General features: G+C 73.3%; 13 protein-coding genes and 2 pseudogenes. 10 read left to right on the forward strand and 5 right to left on the reverse strand.

The genetic code is table 11. The features are described from left to right. Positions 1–249: 249 nt before the first annotated feature. Positions 250–1179, forward strand: coding sequence for a hypothetical protein (locus ABZS40_RS28045; RefSeq protein ID WP_354946482.1), 930 nt, complete (start codon positions 250–252; stop codon positions 1177–1179). 110 nt (positions 1180–1289) lie between these two features. Here ABZS40_RS28045 and ABZS40_RS28050 read toward each other — a convergent pair whose 3' ends face one another. Then, positions 1290–1706 (reverse strand): helix-turn-helix domain-containing protein, encoded by a 417-nt coding sequence (locus ABZS40_RS28050; protein ID WP_354946483.1) that lies wholly within the window; start codon positions 1704–1706, stop codon positions 1290–1292. 245 nt (positions 1707–1951) lie between these two features. On the opposite strand from ABZS40_RS28050, the gene ABZS40_RS28055 reads away from it, so the two are divergent. Beyond that, the gene (locus tag ABZS40_RS28055) at positions 1952–2404 is read left to right on the forward strand and encodes a hypothetical protein (RefSeq protein WP_354946484.1); all 453 of its coding nucleotides are present in this window, start codon (positions 1952–1954) and stop codon (positions 2402–2404) included. On the opposite strand, the gene ABZS40_RS28060 is transcribed toward ABZS40_RS28055, so the two are convergent. Continuing rightward, positions 2401–3555, reverse strand: a complete 1155-nt coding sequence (locus ABZS40_RS28060) for an SAM-dependent methyltransferase (RefSeq protein WP_354946485.1) — start codon at positions 3553–3555, stop codon at positions 2401–2403. The two genes, ABZS40_RS28055 and ABZS40_RS28060, sit on opposite strands and share 4 nt — an antisense overlap. 88 nt (positions 3556–3643) lie before the next feature. Continuing rightward, a complete protein-coding gene (locus ABZS40_RS28065; RefSeq protein WP_354946486.1) occupies positions 3644–5356 on the reverse strand; it encodes a DEAD/DEAH box helicase in 1713 nt (570 codons plus the stop codon). A gap of 328 nt (positions 5357–5684) precedes the next feature. Here ABZS40_RS28065 and ABZS40_RS28070 point away from each other — a divergent pair, with 328 nt between their 5' ends. Next, positions 5685–5777, forward strand: coding sequence for a ferritin-like fold-containing protein (locus ABZS40_RS28070; RefSeq protein WP_354946487.1), 93 nt, complete (start codon positions 5685–5687; stop codon positions 5775–5777). Continuing rightward, a complete protein-coding gene (locus tag ABZS40_RS28075) occupies positions 5764–6315 on the forward strand; it encodes a ferritin-like fold-containing protein (protein ID WP_354946488.1) in 552 nt (183 codons plus the stop codon). Before ABZS40_RS28070 ends, ABZS40_RS28075 begins: the two co-directional genes overlap by 14 nt. Before the next feature lie 75 nt (positions 6316–6390). Here ABZS40_RS28075 and ABZS40_RS28080 read toward each other — a convergent pair whose 3' ends face one another. Together ABZS40_RS28080 and ABZS40_RS28085 are read right to left on the reverse strand one after the other, a co-directional pair. Then, positions 6391–6618, reverse strand: a complete 228-nt coding sequence (locus ABZS40_RS28080; protein ID WP_124822399.1) for a DUF3107 domain-containing protein — start codon at positions 6616–6618, stop codon at positions 6391–6393. A 64-nt stretch (positions 6619–6682) separates the two neighbouring features. Continuing rightward, entirely contained in the window at positions 6683–7321 is a 639-nt protein-coding gene (locus tag ABZS40_RS28085; protein ID WP_030489514.1) for a TetR/AcrR family transcriptional regulator, read from the reverse strand. A 1589-nt stretch (positions 7322–8910) separates the two neighbouring features. Here ABZS40_RS28085 and ABZS40_RS28090 point away from each other — a divergent pair. From ABZS40_RS28090 to ABZS40_RS28115, 6 genes and pseudogenes are all read left to right on the forward strand, one after another. After that, positions 8911–10884: a hypothetical protein gene (locus ABZS40_RS28090; protein ID WP_354946529.1), complete on the forward strand. Its 1974-nt coding sequence runs from the start codon at positions 8911–8913 to the stop codon at positions 10882–10884. A 23-nt stretch (positions 10885–10907) separates the two neighbouring features. Further along, positions 10908–11882 carry an alpha/beta hydrolase gene (locus tag ABZS40_RS28095; protein ID WP_354946489.1) on the forward strand — a complete coding sequence of 325 codons (975 nt, stop codon included), beginning with the start codon at positions 10908–10910 and terminating at the stop codon, positions 11880–11882. A 5-nt stretch (positions 11883–11887) separates the two neighbouring features. Then, complete coding sequence (locus ABZS40_RS28100) at positions 11888–12736, forward strand: DUF3152 domain-containing protein (protein ID WP_354946490.1); 849 nt, start codon at positions 11888–11890, stop codon at positions 12734–12736. A gap of 168 nt (positions 12737–12904) precedes the next feature. Further along, a complete protein-coding gene (locus ABZS40_RS28105) occupies positions 12905–13663 on the forward strand; it encodes a DUF3152 domain-containing protein (protein ID WP_354946491.1) in 759 nt (252 codons plus the stop codon). 56 nt (positions 13664–13719) lie between these two features. After that, positions 13720–14968 (forward strand): annotated as a pseudogene (moeZ, locus tag ABZS40_RS28110) (adenylyltransferase/sulfurtransferase MoeZ). Positions 14969–15062: 94 nt separating this feature from the next. Further along, positions 15063–15948: pseudogene (locus ABZS40_RS28115) on the forward strand (prenyltransferase/squalene oxidase repeat-containing protein). Positions 15949–15955 lie beyond the last annotated feature (7 nt).

The raw sequence follows: 15955 nt of genomic DNA on the forward strand, positions 1-15955 counted from the left end.
CTGTGCGCCGCCGTCCGTGCCTGGTCGGGGTGTTGCCCGGCGCTGCGGCGCGGCTGCGCCGGTCGGGTTGGGAAAGTTCCCGGGCGGCGTCGAGTGCGACAGTCGCCACGCTGTCCGGGCGTCGGTCTGGCGCGGCCGGACGCGGCGGTACCGTGGGCGGCATGACCGACCAGCAGCCCGTCCCCCGTGCGCGCACCGTTGCGGGCAGGACCGCCGGCGGCGGGGCCGACCGGGCGCGGGGCGTCGATCGTGGCTGACCAGGGTCCCGCCGGGCCGGACCGGAGCACTCTCCGGCTGGCGCTGGTGGTCGGCGGGCTGGTGCTGGCGGTGCTGCTCGGCTTCGGCCTCGGGCGGCTGAACGCCAACGGTGCCGCCGCCACCGGCAGCCCGTCGTTGGCCGCCGAGCACACCGACCCACCGGGCGTCGCGCCGCACAACCACGGCAGCGCCACGGCCACCGATCAGGGCGCGGCGACCGAGCCGGGCGGTCTGGCGGTCAGCTCGGCCGGGTACACACTGACCCCCCTGGCCACCGAGTTCGCAGCGGGTCGTCCCGGTCAGCTCCGCTTCCAGGTGCGCGACGCGCAGCGCCGGCCGGTGACCCGGTTCGCCATCGTGCACGACAAGCCGATGCACCTCGTCGTCGTCCGACGGGACCTGACCGGTTACCAGCACCTGCACCCGACCATGGCCGCGGACGGCACCTGGTCGGTGCCGTTGACCCTCGCGCAGCCCGGCCTCTGGCGCGCGTACGCCGACTTCACGGTGGTCGCCGACAACGGCGCGCAGACCGCTGTGACCCTCGGCACGGACCTGGTGGCGCCCGGCGACTACCGGCCTCGTCCACTGCCGGGGTCGGCCACCTCGACGACCGTGGACGGCTTCACCGTCGGCTACCAGGGCACTCCGCAGGCGGAGGCGACAGTGCCGCTGACGTTCCGGGTCGACGGTGCTGGCGGCGCGGCCCCGCTGGAGCGGTACCTCGGGGCGTACGGGCACCTGGTGGCGTTGCGCGAGGGCGACCTCGGCTATCTGCACGTGCACCCGGAGACCGAGCTGGTGGACGGTCAGATCAAGTTCTGGTTGACCACCCCCGGCCCGGGCCGCTACCGCCTCTACCTCGACTTCCAGGTGAAGGCCGAAGTCCGAACCGCCGAGTTCACACTGACCGTCCCCTAGGCCTCGGCCCTCACCCTGGCCCGGTGATCATGAAGTTGTTGCCTCTCGCAGCGGGGTGTCGTGGCAACAACTTCATGATCAACGGCTGCGGGGGTCGGGGCGGGGTGGGGTCAGCTGGCTCGGCGGATGGGGCGGCGGGCCAGGTAGCGGAGCAGGTCGCGGATGTGGTGCTTCTCCTCCGCGGGAACCGTCGGGTCGGCCAGCCGGTCCAGGATGGCCCGGACGTCGGCGTCGACCGGGCCGTCGTCGTGGCGTCGGCGGGGCGCGGGGCCGGCGTCGGGCAGCCCGAGCGCGCGGAACGCGGCGGCGACCGGCAGATCCAGCGCGGAGCAGAAGCCGCGCACCTTGGCCAACTCGGGATAGTCCTGCCAGTCACCGGCCAGCCAGCGGAACACTGTGGAGCGACCCACGCCCGTGTGCGAGGCAAGATCAGTCACGGTCCAGCCACGTTCGTCGCGAGCGTCATCGATGGCCCGCCGGACGAAGCGGGCGAAGGCCATCTGCGGTGATACGTCGGCCGATCCCATCCCTGTGTCTTCCCCCCTGCCGGAGCACCGGGACGATGCGCCTTCCGAGGGTAGTACGCCGGGAGCCGGAAACAATTGACTGACCGCACAAACTGTCCCGTGGGCGAGACTTTTCTCTGGAACCGTGTGTGCAGAACGAAAATTGCATCGAGCGATCTTCATCGTTCTTCCATTAGGCTCGGTGCCCGTCCCGACAAGGCGTCTGTCGCCTTCCGCCTCCGACCGGACCACCGCCGAGGAGCACCATGGCCGAATCGAGCCGCCCCCAGCCGTACCAGCCCGGTGCGGTGAGCCTCTTCTTCGTCGCCAAGGCCGGCGTCTTCGCCGCCGCGTTCTGGATCTGGTTGCTGGTCCTGGTGCTCCGCACCGACTCCGCGACAGGTCTCCAGGTGCTGGCCGCCACCGGCACCATCACCACCACGCTCGTCGCGGTCCTGCTCGGTGCCCGGATGGCGTTGCAACACAACGCCGCCATCCGGCACGCCGAGGTGAAGAAGCTGCTGGTCGACATCTCCTGGAACGCCTTCGCGGCAGCCGGCAACGCCGAGAACGAGGGCAAGGTAGTGCCATTCCCGACCGCCCCGGGCGACGGTGACTGGGCCGCCCAGCGGCCCGCCGCCGACCGGGTGTCGGTCCTCGACCGTGGTGCCAGCGAGCGCAACGGTGGCCGGGACCGCCGACGCCAGCCCAGGAGCTAGGGCGTCTCTCCGGCGGCCAGCAGGGTCTCCAACCGGGGCGTGACCTGCCACTGGTCCACCAGCTCGCGGTACTCCGCGCGCTGCGGCCCGGTCGCCTCGGCACCGGTACGACGGGCGCGGATCAGCAGGTTACGCGGGGTGTGCTGCGAGTCCACGAACTCCACCACCTCGGTCCGGTAGCCGTGCACCCGCAGCAGCCCGGCGCGCAGCGCGTCGGTGAGTACGTCGGCGAAGCGCTCGCGCAGGATGCCCTGCCGGGTCAGCAGCTCGTACGGAGCCGGGGCGGGGTGGGCGCGGAGCTGCTTCGCCAGATCGTGGTGGCAGCACGGCGCGGCCAGCACCCAGCGGGCCTCCCAGCGCACCGCGCGGGCCAGCGCCTCGTCGGTGGCGGTGTCGCAGGCGTGCAGCGCCAGCACCAGGTCGGGGGCGGGGTCGACGACGGCGTCGGCGATCGTCCCGGCCACGAAGCTGACCTGGTCGGCCCAGCCCAGCCGCTGCGCCAACTCGGTGTTGCGCCGCCGCTGGTCCTCCCGGACGTCCACGCCGACCAACTGGACGTCGAGCCCCCGACTCGTCAGATAGCGGTACGCGGCGAACGTCAGGTAGGCGTTGCCGCAGCCCAGATCGACCACCCGTAGCGGACCGGTCAGGTCGTCGGGCAGGGTCGCGGCCAGGGCCCGCAGAAACGCGTCCACCTGGCGGCGCTTGGCCGCCGAGCCGCCGATCTCCGCGAAGATCGGGTCACCGGGGTCGAGCAGGTATTCCTTCGTCCGGTCGTTCCCGGTGGGCGTCGCCGCCGGACGGGACGTCGCGGCCCGATGCACCTGTGCCTCGCCGGACTTGGTCACCCGCAGTTGGAGGGTCGCGTCGGCCGTCTCGACGTGCCAGTTGCCGAACGGCTCGGCGAGCAGTTCGTCGATCGCCGCGGCGGCCTCGGGCCCGGAGGCGAGGTTGCGAGTGTACGGGCGAGCGCCGTCGGACGTGGTGATCTGCATCCGGGGCCCGGCCTTGAGCCGCACCGGCCGCAGTTCGGCCCGCTCAACGGTGGGGCGGCGGCCGCGTCGACGTCCGGCGGCAACCGCCCGGGTCAGCGCGGGGTCGAGCAGCAGCGCCCGAACCTCGGTCAGGGCGGCGTCCAGTGGTTGCGGCATCGTTCCATCTTCGGCAGGTGGGGTGGGAGAAGGGAACATCCCCCGCACCGCGCGAGGCGGTGCGGGGGATGTCAGGTGTGGCTGGTGGTCAGTCTGCGGTCGCCTCGGCCGGCGTACCCGCACCGGAACCGCCACCACGGCGGCGGCGTCGGCGGCGCGGCTTGGACGCCTCGCCGTCGGCGGATGCGTCGGCCGGCTCGGCGGGGCCGGCGTCGGCGGAGATCACCGCGGTCGCCTCGCCCGCGACCACCTCGCCGGCCCGGCGGCGACGCCGATGGCGGGGGGTACGGGTGCCTTCGTCGGCGGCGTCGCCGGCGTCGGCCGCAGGTGCCTCGGCGACGGCCGGCGTGCCGGCCTCGGAGCGGTCGCGGCGACCATCGCCCCGACCACGGCGCTCGCCGCGACCCTCGCCGCGACCCTCGCCACGGCTCTCGCCGCGTCGGGGGCCCCGACCACCGCTGTCGCCCCGACGGGAGCGGGTGGTCCCACCCAGATCCTCTTCGATCTCGGCGGACAGCCCGGCCCGGGTGCGCTCGGCCGTGGGCAGGGTGCCGCTGACCTCGGTGGAGATGTGCAGGTCGGTGTAGAGGTGCGGCGACGTGTGGTACGTCTCCGGCGGCTCGGGCATCTCCAGACCGAGGGTCTTGTCGATGATCCGCCAGCGCGGCATGTCGTCCCAGTCGACGAAGGTCACCGCGACACCCGTCGCGCCGGCCCGGCCGGTACGACCGATCCGGTGGGTGTAGGTGTCCTGGTCTTCCGGGCAGTCGTAGTTGATGACGTGGGTGACGCCGGTGACGTCCAGCCCACGGGCCGCCACGTCGGTGGCCACCAGGATGTCGATCTTGCCGGCCCGGAAGGCTCGCAGCGCCCGCTCACGGGCACCCTGGCCGAGGTCACCATGCACTGCGGCGACCGCGAACCCGCGGAAGTCGAGATCCTCGGCGACCCGGTCGGCGGCCCGCTTGGTACGCGTGAAGATCATGGTCAGCCCACGCCCCTCCGCCTGGAGGATGCGCGCCACCACCTCGACCTTGTTCATCGAGTGGGTGCGGTAGACCAGTTGCTGGGTCTGCGGCGACGGGCCGGTCTCGGCGGTGTGGCCGGCGTGGATCGTCATCGGCTGGCGTAGGAAGCGCCGCGACAGGGTGACGATCGGGTCCGGCATGGTGGCCGAGAAGAGCATCGTCTGCCGGTCTTCCGGAAGCATCGCCAGGATCTTCTCGACGTCGTCGAGGAAGCCCAGGTCGAGCATCCGGTCGGCCTCGTCGAGGACGAGTGCGTGCACCCGGTCCAGACGAAGGTGCTTCTGCTTCTGCAGGTCCATCAGTCGGCCGGGCGTGCCGACCAGGATCTCGACGCCCTTGCGCAGCGCGTCGATCTGCGGCTCGTACGCCACGCCACCGTAGATCGGCAGCACCCGGACGCCACGCGTCCGGCCGGCGGCGGCCAGATCCTTGGCGACCTGGATGCCCAGCTCACGGGTGGGGACGACGACCAGCGCCTGGGGAACACCGTCGCTGCCCTCACCCGGGGCGAAGACCCGGTCGAGCAGCGGTACGCCGAAACCGAGGGTCTTGCCGGTGCCGGTCGGCGCCTGACCGATCAGGTCGACGCCGCGCAGCGCGATCGGGATCGCGTACTCCTGGATGGCAAATGCGCGGGTGATGCCGGCCGAGGCCAGGGCCTCGACGGTCTCGGCGCGGGCGCCGAGTGCGGCGAACGTGGGGGCCTCCGGTCGAACCGGGGCGGTGGGGGCCAGTTCCTGGCCGTCCAGCAAATCTTCAGTCAGGTCGCTCATGTGGATGTGGGGGTGCCCTCTCGTGGGTGCGCCCGTCATGTCCTCAGGGCGCGTTCGGTATGACGCGGGCCACACGGTCGGCGGCAGATTGCCGAGCCGGACCGGGCCGCACGCGCGCCGCGGGCTGAGCTTCGATCAGATCGGCGCCCACGGCAACTGCTCCATGTTACCTGAACAGGCATGCCCCCGTCCCGATACCCAGTCGGCCACTCGCCACGCGGGGCAAGTAAATGTGACCCATGCCACATTCGTTAGATCTGCCGAATGGTGCTGGGGTGCGAAGTGCGCGGGACGCGCGCGACGGCCGGCGCGCGGTAGCCTGCCGCTCGTGTCTGCTTTCGCCGTCGCTGACCTGTTGGGTCTCGTCGCCTTCGGCGAGCTGCTCGCCTTCGAGCGGATGGCGGGCGATGCCCGCTCCTGACCTGCGCCGCAGGGCCGCGCTGAACGAGATGGCCGCGGCCGAGATCGCCAACTACCGGCGTCTCGCCGACCGGCTCACCGCGCTGGGCGTAGCGCCGGAGGACGCGATGGCGCCCTATGTCGAGCCGTTGCAGGCGTACCACGACTCGACCGAGCCCCGGGACTGGGCGGAAGTGGTCACCAAGGCGTACGTGGGCGACGCGATCACCGACGACTTCGTTCGCGAGATCGCCGATGCGCTGGAGGAACCGGACCGGGCGCTGGTGCTGGACGTCCTGCACGACTCCCGGTACGCGGACTTCGCCGCGGCGGAGATCCGGGTGGCCGTCGCCGACGACCCCCGGGTGGCTGGCCGACTCTCGATGTGGGCCCGCCGGCTGGTCGGCGAGGCGTTGTCCCAGGCCGGCCGCGTCGCCGCCGAGCGGGCCACCCTCACCGCGCTGATCGCGCGCGACGGCCGGGTCGACGTGCCGGGGCTGTTCGGCAGGCTCACCACCGCGCACACCGCGCGGATGGCCGCCGCCGGGCTGAACAACTGACCACCCGGCCCGGTCGGCCGGTGCCGGCCTGCGGCAGGCGGGCCGAGCGCCGACCTGCCGCGATGGCCGGACCGGTCAGCGGACGGTGAACCCGACCGCCCGGGACGACGCCTCAGCGATCTCGACGTAGGCGACCTTCTCGATCGGAACGATGACCCGCCGGCCCTTCTCGTCGGTCAGGGAGAGCGTGCCGCCGTTACCGGCGAAGGCGTCGGTCACGATCTGCTCGATCTCGGCCGGCGACTGCGCGCTGTCCACTACCAGCTCGCGCGGCGCGTACTGCACGCCGATCTTGACCTCCACTGTGCCTCCTCAACTGGGGCTAAAGAACCGCCCTGCGAAGGCTATCCGATCACGGGGTCGGCGGTCAGGCTGACTCACCTTGCAGCGGGAAGCTCGCGATGCCCCGCCACGACAGCGCTGCCACCAACGCCTCGGCCTCGGCCTTCGGCACCTGCCGGCCGCCGGCCAGCCAGAACTGCGCGGCCGTCTCCGCCGCGCCGACCAGCCCGGAGGCGAGCAGCTCGGCGTGCGCCCGGCTCACTCCGGTGTCGGAGATGATGGTGTCGGTGATCGCCGCGATGCAGCCCTGCTCGACCCGCTCCACCCGCTGCCGCACCGCCGGGTCGTTGCGCAGATCCGACTCGAAGACGAGCCGGAACGCCTCGCTCTCGTGGTCGACGAAGTCGAAGTACGCCCGTACCGACGCGCTTACCCGCTCTTTGTTGTCGCTGGTGCCGCGCATCGCATCCTGCACCTGAGCGACGATGGCGTCACAGTGCGTGTCGAGCAACGCCAGGTAGAGATCCATCTTTCCGGGAAAGTGTTGGTAGAGCACCGGCTTCGAGACCCCGGCCCGCTCGGCGATGTCGTCCATCGCGGCGGCGTGGTAGCCCTGCGCCACGAACACCTCCTGCGCCGCAGCGAGAAGCTGCTTACGACGCGCGGAGCGGGGCAGGCGGGTGGGCCGGCCAGCGGTCTGTGCACCGTTCCCCGCAGCGGTCATGGGATCCTCCGAGTTCTCCGTACGAGCCGGCATTTTCCCCCCAGACCGGGCGAGGCCCGTGACCTCGGTCGGGGAAATGGCCCGCCGCTGTAACTTATCGCCACTCTCGGCACACGGTAGCCTCAGCGGGGGCGACCAAGGAGCGCGCGGTGAGTGAAACAGGGCAACCCGGAGCCGCCACCCCGGGAGAGCACGGTGACGGAGCGGGTCAGCACGACGACCCGAGCCGTTCCGTCAGTGGGTGGGCGCCTCCGGCGGGTGGGTGGCCCCGAGCCGCCGACCCCGAGGACGCCCGGGACGAGGCGCCGCGTTGGCAGCCCGACCCCGCGTCGGGCTGGCGGACGTCCTCGACACGGCACGGCGACCTGCCATCGCCGCTGGTCGGGCGGTCGGGCGACCCGGAGTCGCCGGCCCGCACCAACGGCCATCACGTCAACGGCGCGCACCACCCGGACGACGTCAACGGCGTCCACCACCCCGGCCTCGAACCGCCCGCGGGACGCCCCACGCCGGTGAGCGCACCGCCCGGGCTGCCCGCAGAGGGTCGCCCCGGGGCGGCCGGCGACCGGCTCGTGGTGCCCGCCCAACGTCCCGCACCGCCGGCGGAGCAGGGTGCCGTCGAGCCCGACCAGGGCCCCGCCCCGCACTCCACCGTCGATCCCGCCGCCGCGCACCGTGCCCGCTGGGCCGAGCCCGGGTTGCCCACCTCGGCCCCGCCGGCCGTCCAGGTGCCGCCCGTCGGCACCGCGGCGTCGGGTTTCGAGGTGCCGCCCGGCTTCCACGCGCCGACCGGCGAGCGGCTGGCCGCCGACGAGAGTCCGACAGCGCCCCGCGACTGGCGGGACCCGCTCGCACCCGAGCACGCGGCGACCTCGGGACGCACCCCGGGCCCGGCCGGGCCCGCCGACGAAGGCGAGCCCGGTCGCGCTGCCGAGGGTTCCCGGCCGGCAGAGACACACCGCGCCACGGACGCGCATAACACCGGGGACGCGCACCGCACCGGGGACGCGCAGCGTCCCGGCGAGACGCACCGGGTTGGGGAGTCGTCGGCCATCGAGCCCGACTGGTCGGGGCCGAGCTGGAACCGTCCGAGCTGGGGTGGCGGATGGGCCCCGCCGTGGTCCCGCCAGGACGACGAGCCGGCTGGCCCGGCAGCACCTGACGAGTCGGCGCCGGGCTGGGTCGCCGAGCCCCACCAGCCGTACGAGCCGGTGCGCGCCGAGGTGCCCCGCCCGTACGAGCCGGTGCGCGCCGATCCGCCCCGGGCGTACGAACCCGGCCGGGGCGAAGCCGGGTCCACGCCGGAGCGCCCCGCCGAACCGACCAGCGCACCACCGGCCGACCGTCCGTCCTGGGCTGGCGGTGCGTCGCCGACCAGTGGTCCGCCCGCAGATCGTCCGTCCTGGGCTGGCGGTGCGTCGCCGACCAGTGGTCCGCCCGCAGACCGTCCGTCCTGGGCTGCGTCCGGGGCGACCGGCGGACCCCGGGCCGACCGTCCGTCCTGGGCCGGCGGGGGCGACCCCGACCCCACCAGCGCGTCGCCTGCGCGGCCGTCCTGGGCCGGGGGGTCCGATCCGACGCCAACCAGCGTGCCGCTGGCGCGGCCGTCCTGGGCCGGCGGGTCCGAGGCGGCCACCAGCGTGCCGCCGGTCCGACCGTCCTGGGCCGGCGGGTCCGAGGCGGCCACCAGCGTGCCGCCGGTCCGACCGTCCTGGGCCGGCGGGTCCGAACCGCCCGCGACCACCGCGGCGTCGACACTGCCGTCCTGGGCTGGCGGTGCCGATCCGGCGGCACCGGCCAGCTTTCCGCCGACGCGACCCTCCTGGGCCTCCAGCCCCGCATCGGCCGATCCGGCGGCACCGGCCGAGGCGATACCGCCGGCACCCGCCGGGCCACCTCCGGCACCGGCCGGACCACCTCCCACGTTGACCGACGCGCCACCGGCACCGGCAGGCCCGTCGCTGGTCGCGGAGCGCTCGTCCTGGACCGGCGGTTCGCCGACGGCGAGCAGTTCCCGGGGCGAGCGGCCGGACTGGTCCGAGGGTCGGCTCCCGGCCACCCCGGCCGAGCGCCCGTCGTGGCCGGCCAGCCGGTCGGCCAGCGCCGGTGGGGGCGACGGTGGCGAGACGCCCGGTCGGTCCCGGCCCGACGTCCGGCCGACCGCGCCGTTCCGGCTCCGTCCGGCGACACCCGAGCCCGGGCCGTCACCCGTCGGGTCGCCCCAACCGGCCGCGCCGGTCAACGACCTGCCTCCGACTGATGCCACCCCGTCCTCCACCGCAGCGGTCCCGCCCGCCGCCACGAAGGGTTCCGGCCGCCGCGATCAGCCCGCACCGGCGTCCGCCTCCGCCTACGCGGCGCGCCGATCCGCTCCCGACCCGACGTCGCCGGCCGACGATGGCCTGCAACCGGCCCCGAGCGCGGTGGTGCTGCCGCAGCGCGTCCCCGCGGAACCGGACGTGCCCGTCGTGCCGGAGCCGCCAGCCGTGGAGCCACCTGCCGAAACCCCGGAACTCGCCCGCATCGCCACCCACCTGCGTCGGGACGACGAGCCAGCCCCACTGCGGGAGCGCCCCGAGGGGTTCGATGTCAACGCCATTCTGGACGCCGTCCGGGAGGTGGCCGGCGTCCGCGACGCGGCCCTGCGCCGTACGCCGGCGGGGGCGCACAGTCTGCGACTGGACCTGGCCGACGGCGCCGACCCGGCCGAGGTGAGCCGGCAGGTGGCCCGGCTGCTCCAGGAGCGGATGGGGTTGGCCGCGGCCCCGCAGAACGTGCCCGGCCTGCCCAGCACGCCGCCTCCGCCGGTTCGCCGTCGCGCGGCCGAGCCCCGTACCCCGGACACTCGAAACGCGGCTTTGCGCGATCCCGGCGAGGTGCGGGCGGCCGAACCGCCGACGGTCGTCCGTCCGCCAGGTGGTCGGGCCGACGCCCCGCCGGCCGCCCCGGAGCAGCGGACCAGCACGGACCCGACGCGCCGCCGCCGGTCGAACGCCCCGCACCGGGGGCGCGCCACGGTGGAGGAACCCGGGTCGGTCTCGGCCGCGCCGGCCGGCGCCGCGACCGGTAGCCCGGCGACGCTGGGCACGTCGTACTCCGGTGGTCAGGTGACCACGACGGAGTCGGCGCCGTCCCGGCCGCTGGAGACCGGCGGTACGCCGGGGCCCCGGGTGGTGATCGACCACGTGCAGGTCAGCACCTTCGGCCTGGACGCCAACGTGGAGGTCCGGCTGCTGGCCGGGGGCGACAGCGCCTCCGGGTACGCCACCGGGCCGGCGGTGGACGGCTACGTGTTGCGGCTCTGTGCGGTGGCGGCGGCCGCCGCCGTGGACGAGTTGCTGCGGGGGACCGAGAACGCCGAGCGGGGACGCTGTTTCGTCGAACACGCGGCGGTGGTGCCGTTCGGCAACTGCGAGGTGGCCACAGTGGTGGCGCTGCTGGTCTGTGAGGGCTGGGTCGAGCATCTCGCCGGGTCGGCCCTGGTCGCCGGTGATCCGCGTCAGGCGGTGGTCCGGGCGACTCTGGCGGCGGTCAACCGTCGGCTGGAGGCGCTGCTGTCCTGAGTGGTTCGAGGCAGACTGGAGCAATGAGACGCGCCACCCTCTGGCCGGACCACCTGCTCCCCGACGACAGCATTCCGCCGCCCTGGCCGGGCCGGGAAGTCCGCCTCGACGGACGGGCCACGTACGTGCGGGACACCCCGGCCACCGCCGCTGGCGCGCAGCCGGCGCTGTATGTGCACGGGTTGGGCGGGTCGTCGCAGAACTGGACCGACCTGGCCGGGCTGCTCGCCGACCGGCTGGACGGTCAGGCCATCGACCTGCCCGGCTTCGGCCGTAGCGAGCCGGGTCCGAGCTACACGATTCCGGCCTTCGCGGATCTGGTCGTCCGCTGGATCGAGCATTCCGGTCGAGGGCCGGTGCACCTGTTCGGCAACTCGCTGGGTGGCGCGGTCGCGGTCCAGGTCGCCGGGCTCCGGCCGGATCTGGTCCGCACCCTCACCCTGATCTCCCCGGCGCTGCCGTTCCTGGACTTCCGGCGTTCGTTGCAGGGGCGGATGCTGCCGGTGCTCGCCATTCCCCGAGGTGAGCGGCTGGTCGCCCGGCACCTCACCCAGCTCGCGCCCGAGGTGATGGCCCAGCAGGTGTTGGAGGCGTGCGTCGCCGACCTCAGCCGGATCTGCGATCAGCGTCGGGCCGAGGCGCTGGAGGAGATCCGGGTGCGGTACGAGGCCGAGCACTACGCCGCCGCGTACGTCCGGACGTTCCGTGGGCTGGTCTCCAGCTTCCTGCGGGCGTACCTGCCGGGGCCGGGGTCGCTGTGGCGCCTCGCCGAGGCGGTACGCGCACCGACGCTGGTGGTGGGCGGTCTGCAGGACCGTCTGGTCGACGTGCGGGTCGCGCCGCAGACCGCCCGGGTCATTCCGGACAGCCGACTGATGATGCTCGAGGGCGTCGGCCATGTGGCGCAGTTGGAGGTTCCCCGGCTGGTTGCCCGCGCGGTGGTCGGCCTGCTCGCCGAAACGGAGGACGCCGCAAAGCGGTCTGATCTGGCAGGCTGACCTGGATGCCCAGCTCAGCCCGCCATCCTGCTCGCCGTCGACGACGTTTCGCGCTGTTCGCCCAACTGGTGGCGGTGGTCGTGGCCGTCGGCGCGGCGGTGACCGTGATCGCCGAGGGGCCGGGTGGGCATCCCGGCGCCGACCGGTTGGCCGCCGAGGAGATCGGTGCGCCGCCGCCGCTGGTGGCCGGGCCGCTGCCGCCCGACCCCTCGCCCTCGGACGCGGTTCCGTCCAGCCCGCCCCCGGTGTTGCGGGTGCCCGGCGCGGTCCCGAGCGCCGGCACGGGCGGGTTCGGCTACGACGCCCGCTCCGGCCCGGTGCTGGGTCGGGCGGGCGAGCTGCGGCGTTACCGAGTCGCTGTGGAGTCGGGCAGTGACGAGGACGCCGCCGGGTTCGCCCAGGCGGTTGAGACGGCGCTGGCCGGGCCGGGCAGTTGGGTCGACAGCGGCAGGTTGCGCCTACAGCAGGTGCCGGGGGCCGCGCCTCGGGACTTCACCGTCTACCTGGCCACCGCCCGCACCGCGGGTCGGATGTGCGCGAGGGGTGGGGTGGACATCCGGATCGGCGGTCGCCCGTACACGTCCTGTCGGGCGCCCGGCCAGGTGATCATCAACCTGGACCGGTGGCGGTTGTCAGTGCCGCACCTCGTCTCGGCCGGCGTGCCGTTGGCGGTCTACCGGACGTACGTGATCAACCACGAGGTGGGTCACCAGCTCGGGCATCGGCACGAGCGCTGCCCCGGTGCGGGCCGGCCGGCGCCGGTGATGATGCAGCAGACGCTCTTCCTCAACGGTTGCCGGGTCAACCCGTGGCCGTACCTGAACGGGCGTCGATACACCGGGCCCGCCCTGTGAAGGTGATCGGCCCGACACGCCGACCATTGAACCCTCCATCAGGCGTCTTGCGGTAATAGCTATAAAATCGGAGAAATGCCCGAATAATCTGGCAGGCTTGCTGCCATGACGCCGTCGTCCCCTTACGGCCCGCCCCGGCCGCCCGACCCTCGGTCGGCGTTACGGGGCGTGCGTCCCGCGTTCGTTCGGATGCACCGGCGTCGTCGCCGCAGCATGCTGCTCGGCCTGCTCGTGCTCGCCGCCGCCATCGGCGTGACGGTCAGCCGGGGCGGCGAACCGCCAACCGAGCCTCCGGCCACCACCCAGGGCGGAATGGGCCATGGCGGTGGAGTGGCCGCGCACCCGGCGCCCACCGGCTACCCGTCGGTCGGAGCGGGACGCTTCACGTCAGCCGACGGCGAGACGCCCGTGCACGGCACTGACGGGCCGCTGCACCGGTACCGGGTCGTCGTCGAACGCGGCGCCGGCCAGGACGCCGATTCGTTCGCCGCCCGGGTGGACGAAGTGCTGGCCGATCCGCGCAGCTGGATCGCGTCCGATGAGCTGCGGGTGCAACGGGTGGCCGACGCCGGGGCTGCCGACTTCACCATCTACCTGGCCACCCCTGTCACATCCGAGCAGATGTGCGCCGAGGGCGGGTTGACCACCGAGCGCTACACCTCCTGTCGGCTGCCCGGTCAGGTCATCATCAACCTGGCCCGCTGGATGGAGGCGGTCCCCGACTACGGCGCTTCGCTGGACACCTACCGGACCTACGTCATCAACCACGAGGTGGGCCACGAGTTCGGCGAGGAGCACGAGGCGTGCCCCGGCCCGGGGGAGCCCGCCCCGGTGATGCAGCAGCAGACGTACGGCCTGCACGGCTGCGTCGCCAACGCCTGGCCCTACCTCGACGGCCGTCGCTACGCGGGGGACATCGTCCCCTGATCGACCCTGTCGTCGGTTATTCCCGCTCCCGCATACCGGACCACGTGTCGTCCCTCATGGCCGAGGGGGGCTCCCGCGAGCAACAATGGCGCGGTTCACACCGCCGATCCCGGGGAGTCCACCGTGTCGTTGCCCCCGCTCGTCGAGCCCGCCGCCGAGCTGACCGTAGACGAGATCCGCCGCTACTCACGTCACTTGATCATTCCGGACGTCGGGGTGACCGGCCAGAAGCGGCTGAAGAACGCCCGGGTGCTCTGTGTCGGCGCTGGTGGCCTCGGGTCGCCCGCCCTGATGTACCTCGCCGCGGCCGGGGTCGGCACACTCGGCATCATCGACTTCGACACCGTCGACGAGTCCAACCTCCAGCGTCAGATCATCCACGGCGTCTCCGACATCGGCCGGTCCAAGGCAGAGTCCGCCGCCGCGTCGATCCGCGAGATCAACCCCCTGGTCAACGTGGAGATCCACAACACCGCGCTGGACCGCGAGAACGTCCGCGAGATCTTCGCCCAGTACGACCTGATCGTCGACGGCACCGACAACTTCGCCACCCGCTACATGGTCAACGACGCGGCGGTGCTGCTGGGCAAGCCGTACGTCTGGGGCTCGATCTACCGCTTCGACGGCCAGGCGTCGGTGTTCTGGGCCGAGCACGGGCCCTGCTACCGCTGCCTCTACCCGGAGCCGCCGCCGCCCGGCATGGTCCCCTCCTGTGCAGAGGGAGGCGTGCTCGGGGTGCTCTGCGCGTCGATCGGGTCGATCCAGGTGAACGAGGCGATCAAGCTGCTCACCGGCATCGGTGAGCCGCTGGTCGGCCGCCTGATGGTCTACGACGCCCTGGAGATGGAATACCGCAAGATCAAGGTCCGCAAGGACCCGAACTGCGCGCTCTGCGGCGACAACCCGACGGTCACCGACCTGCTGGAAGACTACGAGGACTTCTGCGGCGCGGTCTCCGAGGAGGCCCAGGAGGCGACGCTCGACTCGACGATCACCGCCCTGGAGCTCAAGGAGTGGCAGGACGCCGGCAAGGACATCTTCCTCGTCGACGTACGGGAGCCGGCCGAGTACGAGATCGTCCAGATCCCCGGCGCCACCCTGATCCCCAAGGGCGACATCATCTCCGGTGAGGCCCTCGCGAAGCTGCCGCAGGACCGGCAGATCGTGCTGCATTGCAAGTCTGGCGTCCGCTCGGCGGAGGCGCTCGCCGCGCTCAAGGCGGCCGGATTCAAGGACGCCGTGCACGTGCAGGGTGGCGTGCTCTCCTGGATCAAGCAGATCGACCCGTCGCTCCCCGCGTACTGACGATTGCGCCGGGGTGGCCCATACGGCCGCCCCGGCAAATCGACGCAGATGACGCCGAGCGGCCGTGCGGCCGGAGCGACGCAGCCATTGCGGGCTGGCCGATTCTCCGAGGCGGCATCGCGTCTGCGCAGGTAGCGTCTCCGCCGTGGTCGACTTGGAAGCCGCGATCGGGTTCGTCGTGGCGCACGGGGATGCGGTGGAACGCGCCCGCCTCTCCTGGCCGCAACGGCACCGCCGTGCCCGCCGAGTTGCTGGAGACGGCCGAGGTCGGCCAGTCACCGGACGGCGGTTGGCCGGCCACCTGGGGCGGCGAGGTCGCCTCGATCGACGCCACCTGCTTCCGGCTCGTCGAGCTGGACGACCTGGGGGCGCTCGGCCGCCCCGCCGCCCGCCGCGCGCTGGACTGGCTGGCGTCCCGACAGCAGGCCGACGGCGGTTGGGAAGAGGACGCGTCGTTGGCCGACTCGGCACCGGAGTGGGCCCGGCCCGGCGACCCGGAGGCCGGGTTCCTCGTGTCGGCCAACGCCGGCTTCTGGCTCACCGTCGCCGGCCTGGACGCCCGGGCCTCGGGCCCGCTCGACCATCGGGTCGGTGGGGCGTACGCCGGGGTGGTGCAGGCGGCCGCCCACTCGCTCGCCGCGCGGCTGCGCCCGGACGGTAGCTGGCCGTCGTACCTCGCCGCCGGCTGGCTGAGCGCGGCCGTGCTGCACCGGCAGGAGATGTTCCAGGAGTCCGCCCGGATCCAGGTGGTGCTCGCCGAGCGGATGCCGAAGATGTCCTCCGGGGACGTGGCGTGGCTGGCGGCCACGTTGCGCCGCGCCGGCATCGACCCACAGGACTGGATCATGGTGCGGGCGCTGCGCCGGCTGACCGAGACCCAGCGCAGCGACGGCGGCTGGGAAAGCGACGACGGCCACCAGTTCGACGTGCACGCCACCCTGTCCGCAATCCGCGCAGCCCGCCCCGCGCCAGCGAGCTGACCCCGCG

This window comes from Micromonospora sp. NPDC005324, assembly GCF_040607155.1.
Taxonomy (GTDB): domain Bacteria; phylum Actinomycetota; class Actinomycetes; order Mycobacteriales; family Micromonosporaceae; genus Micromonospora; species Micromonospora trifolii.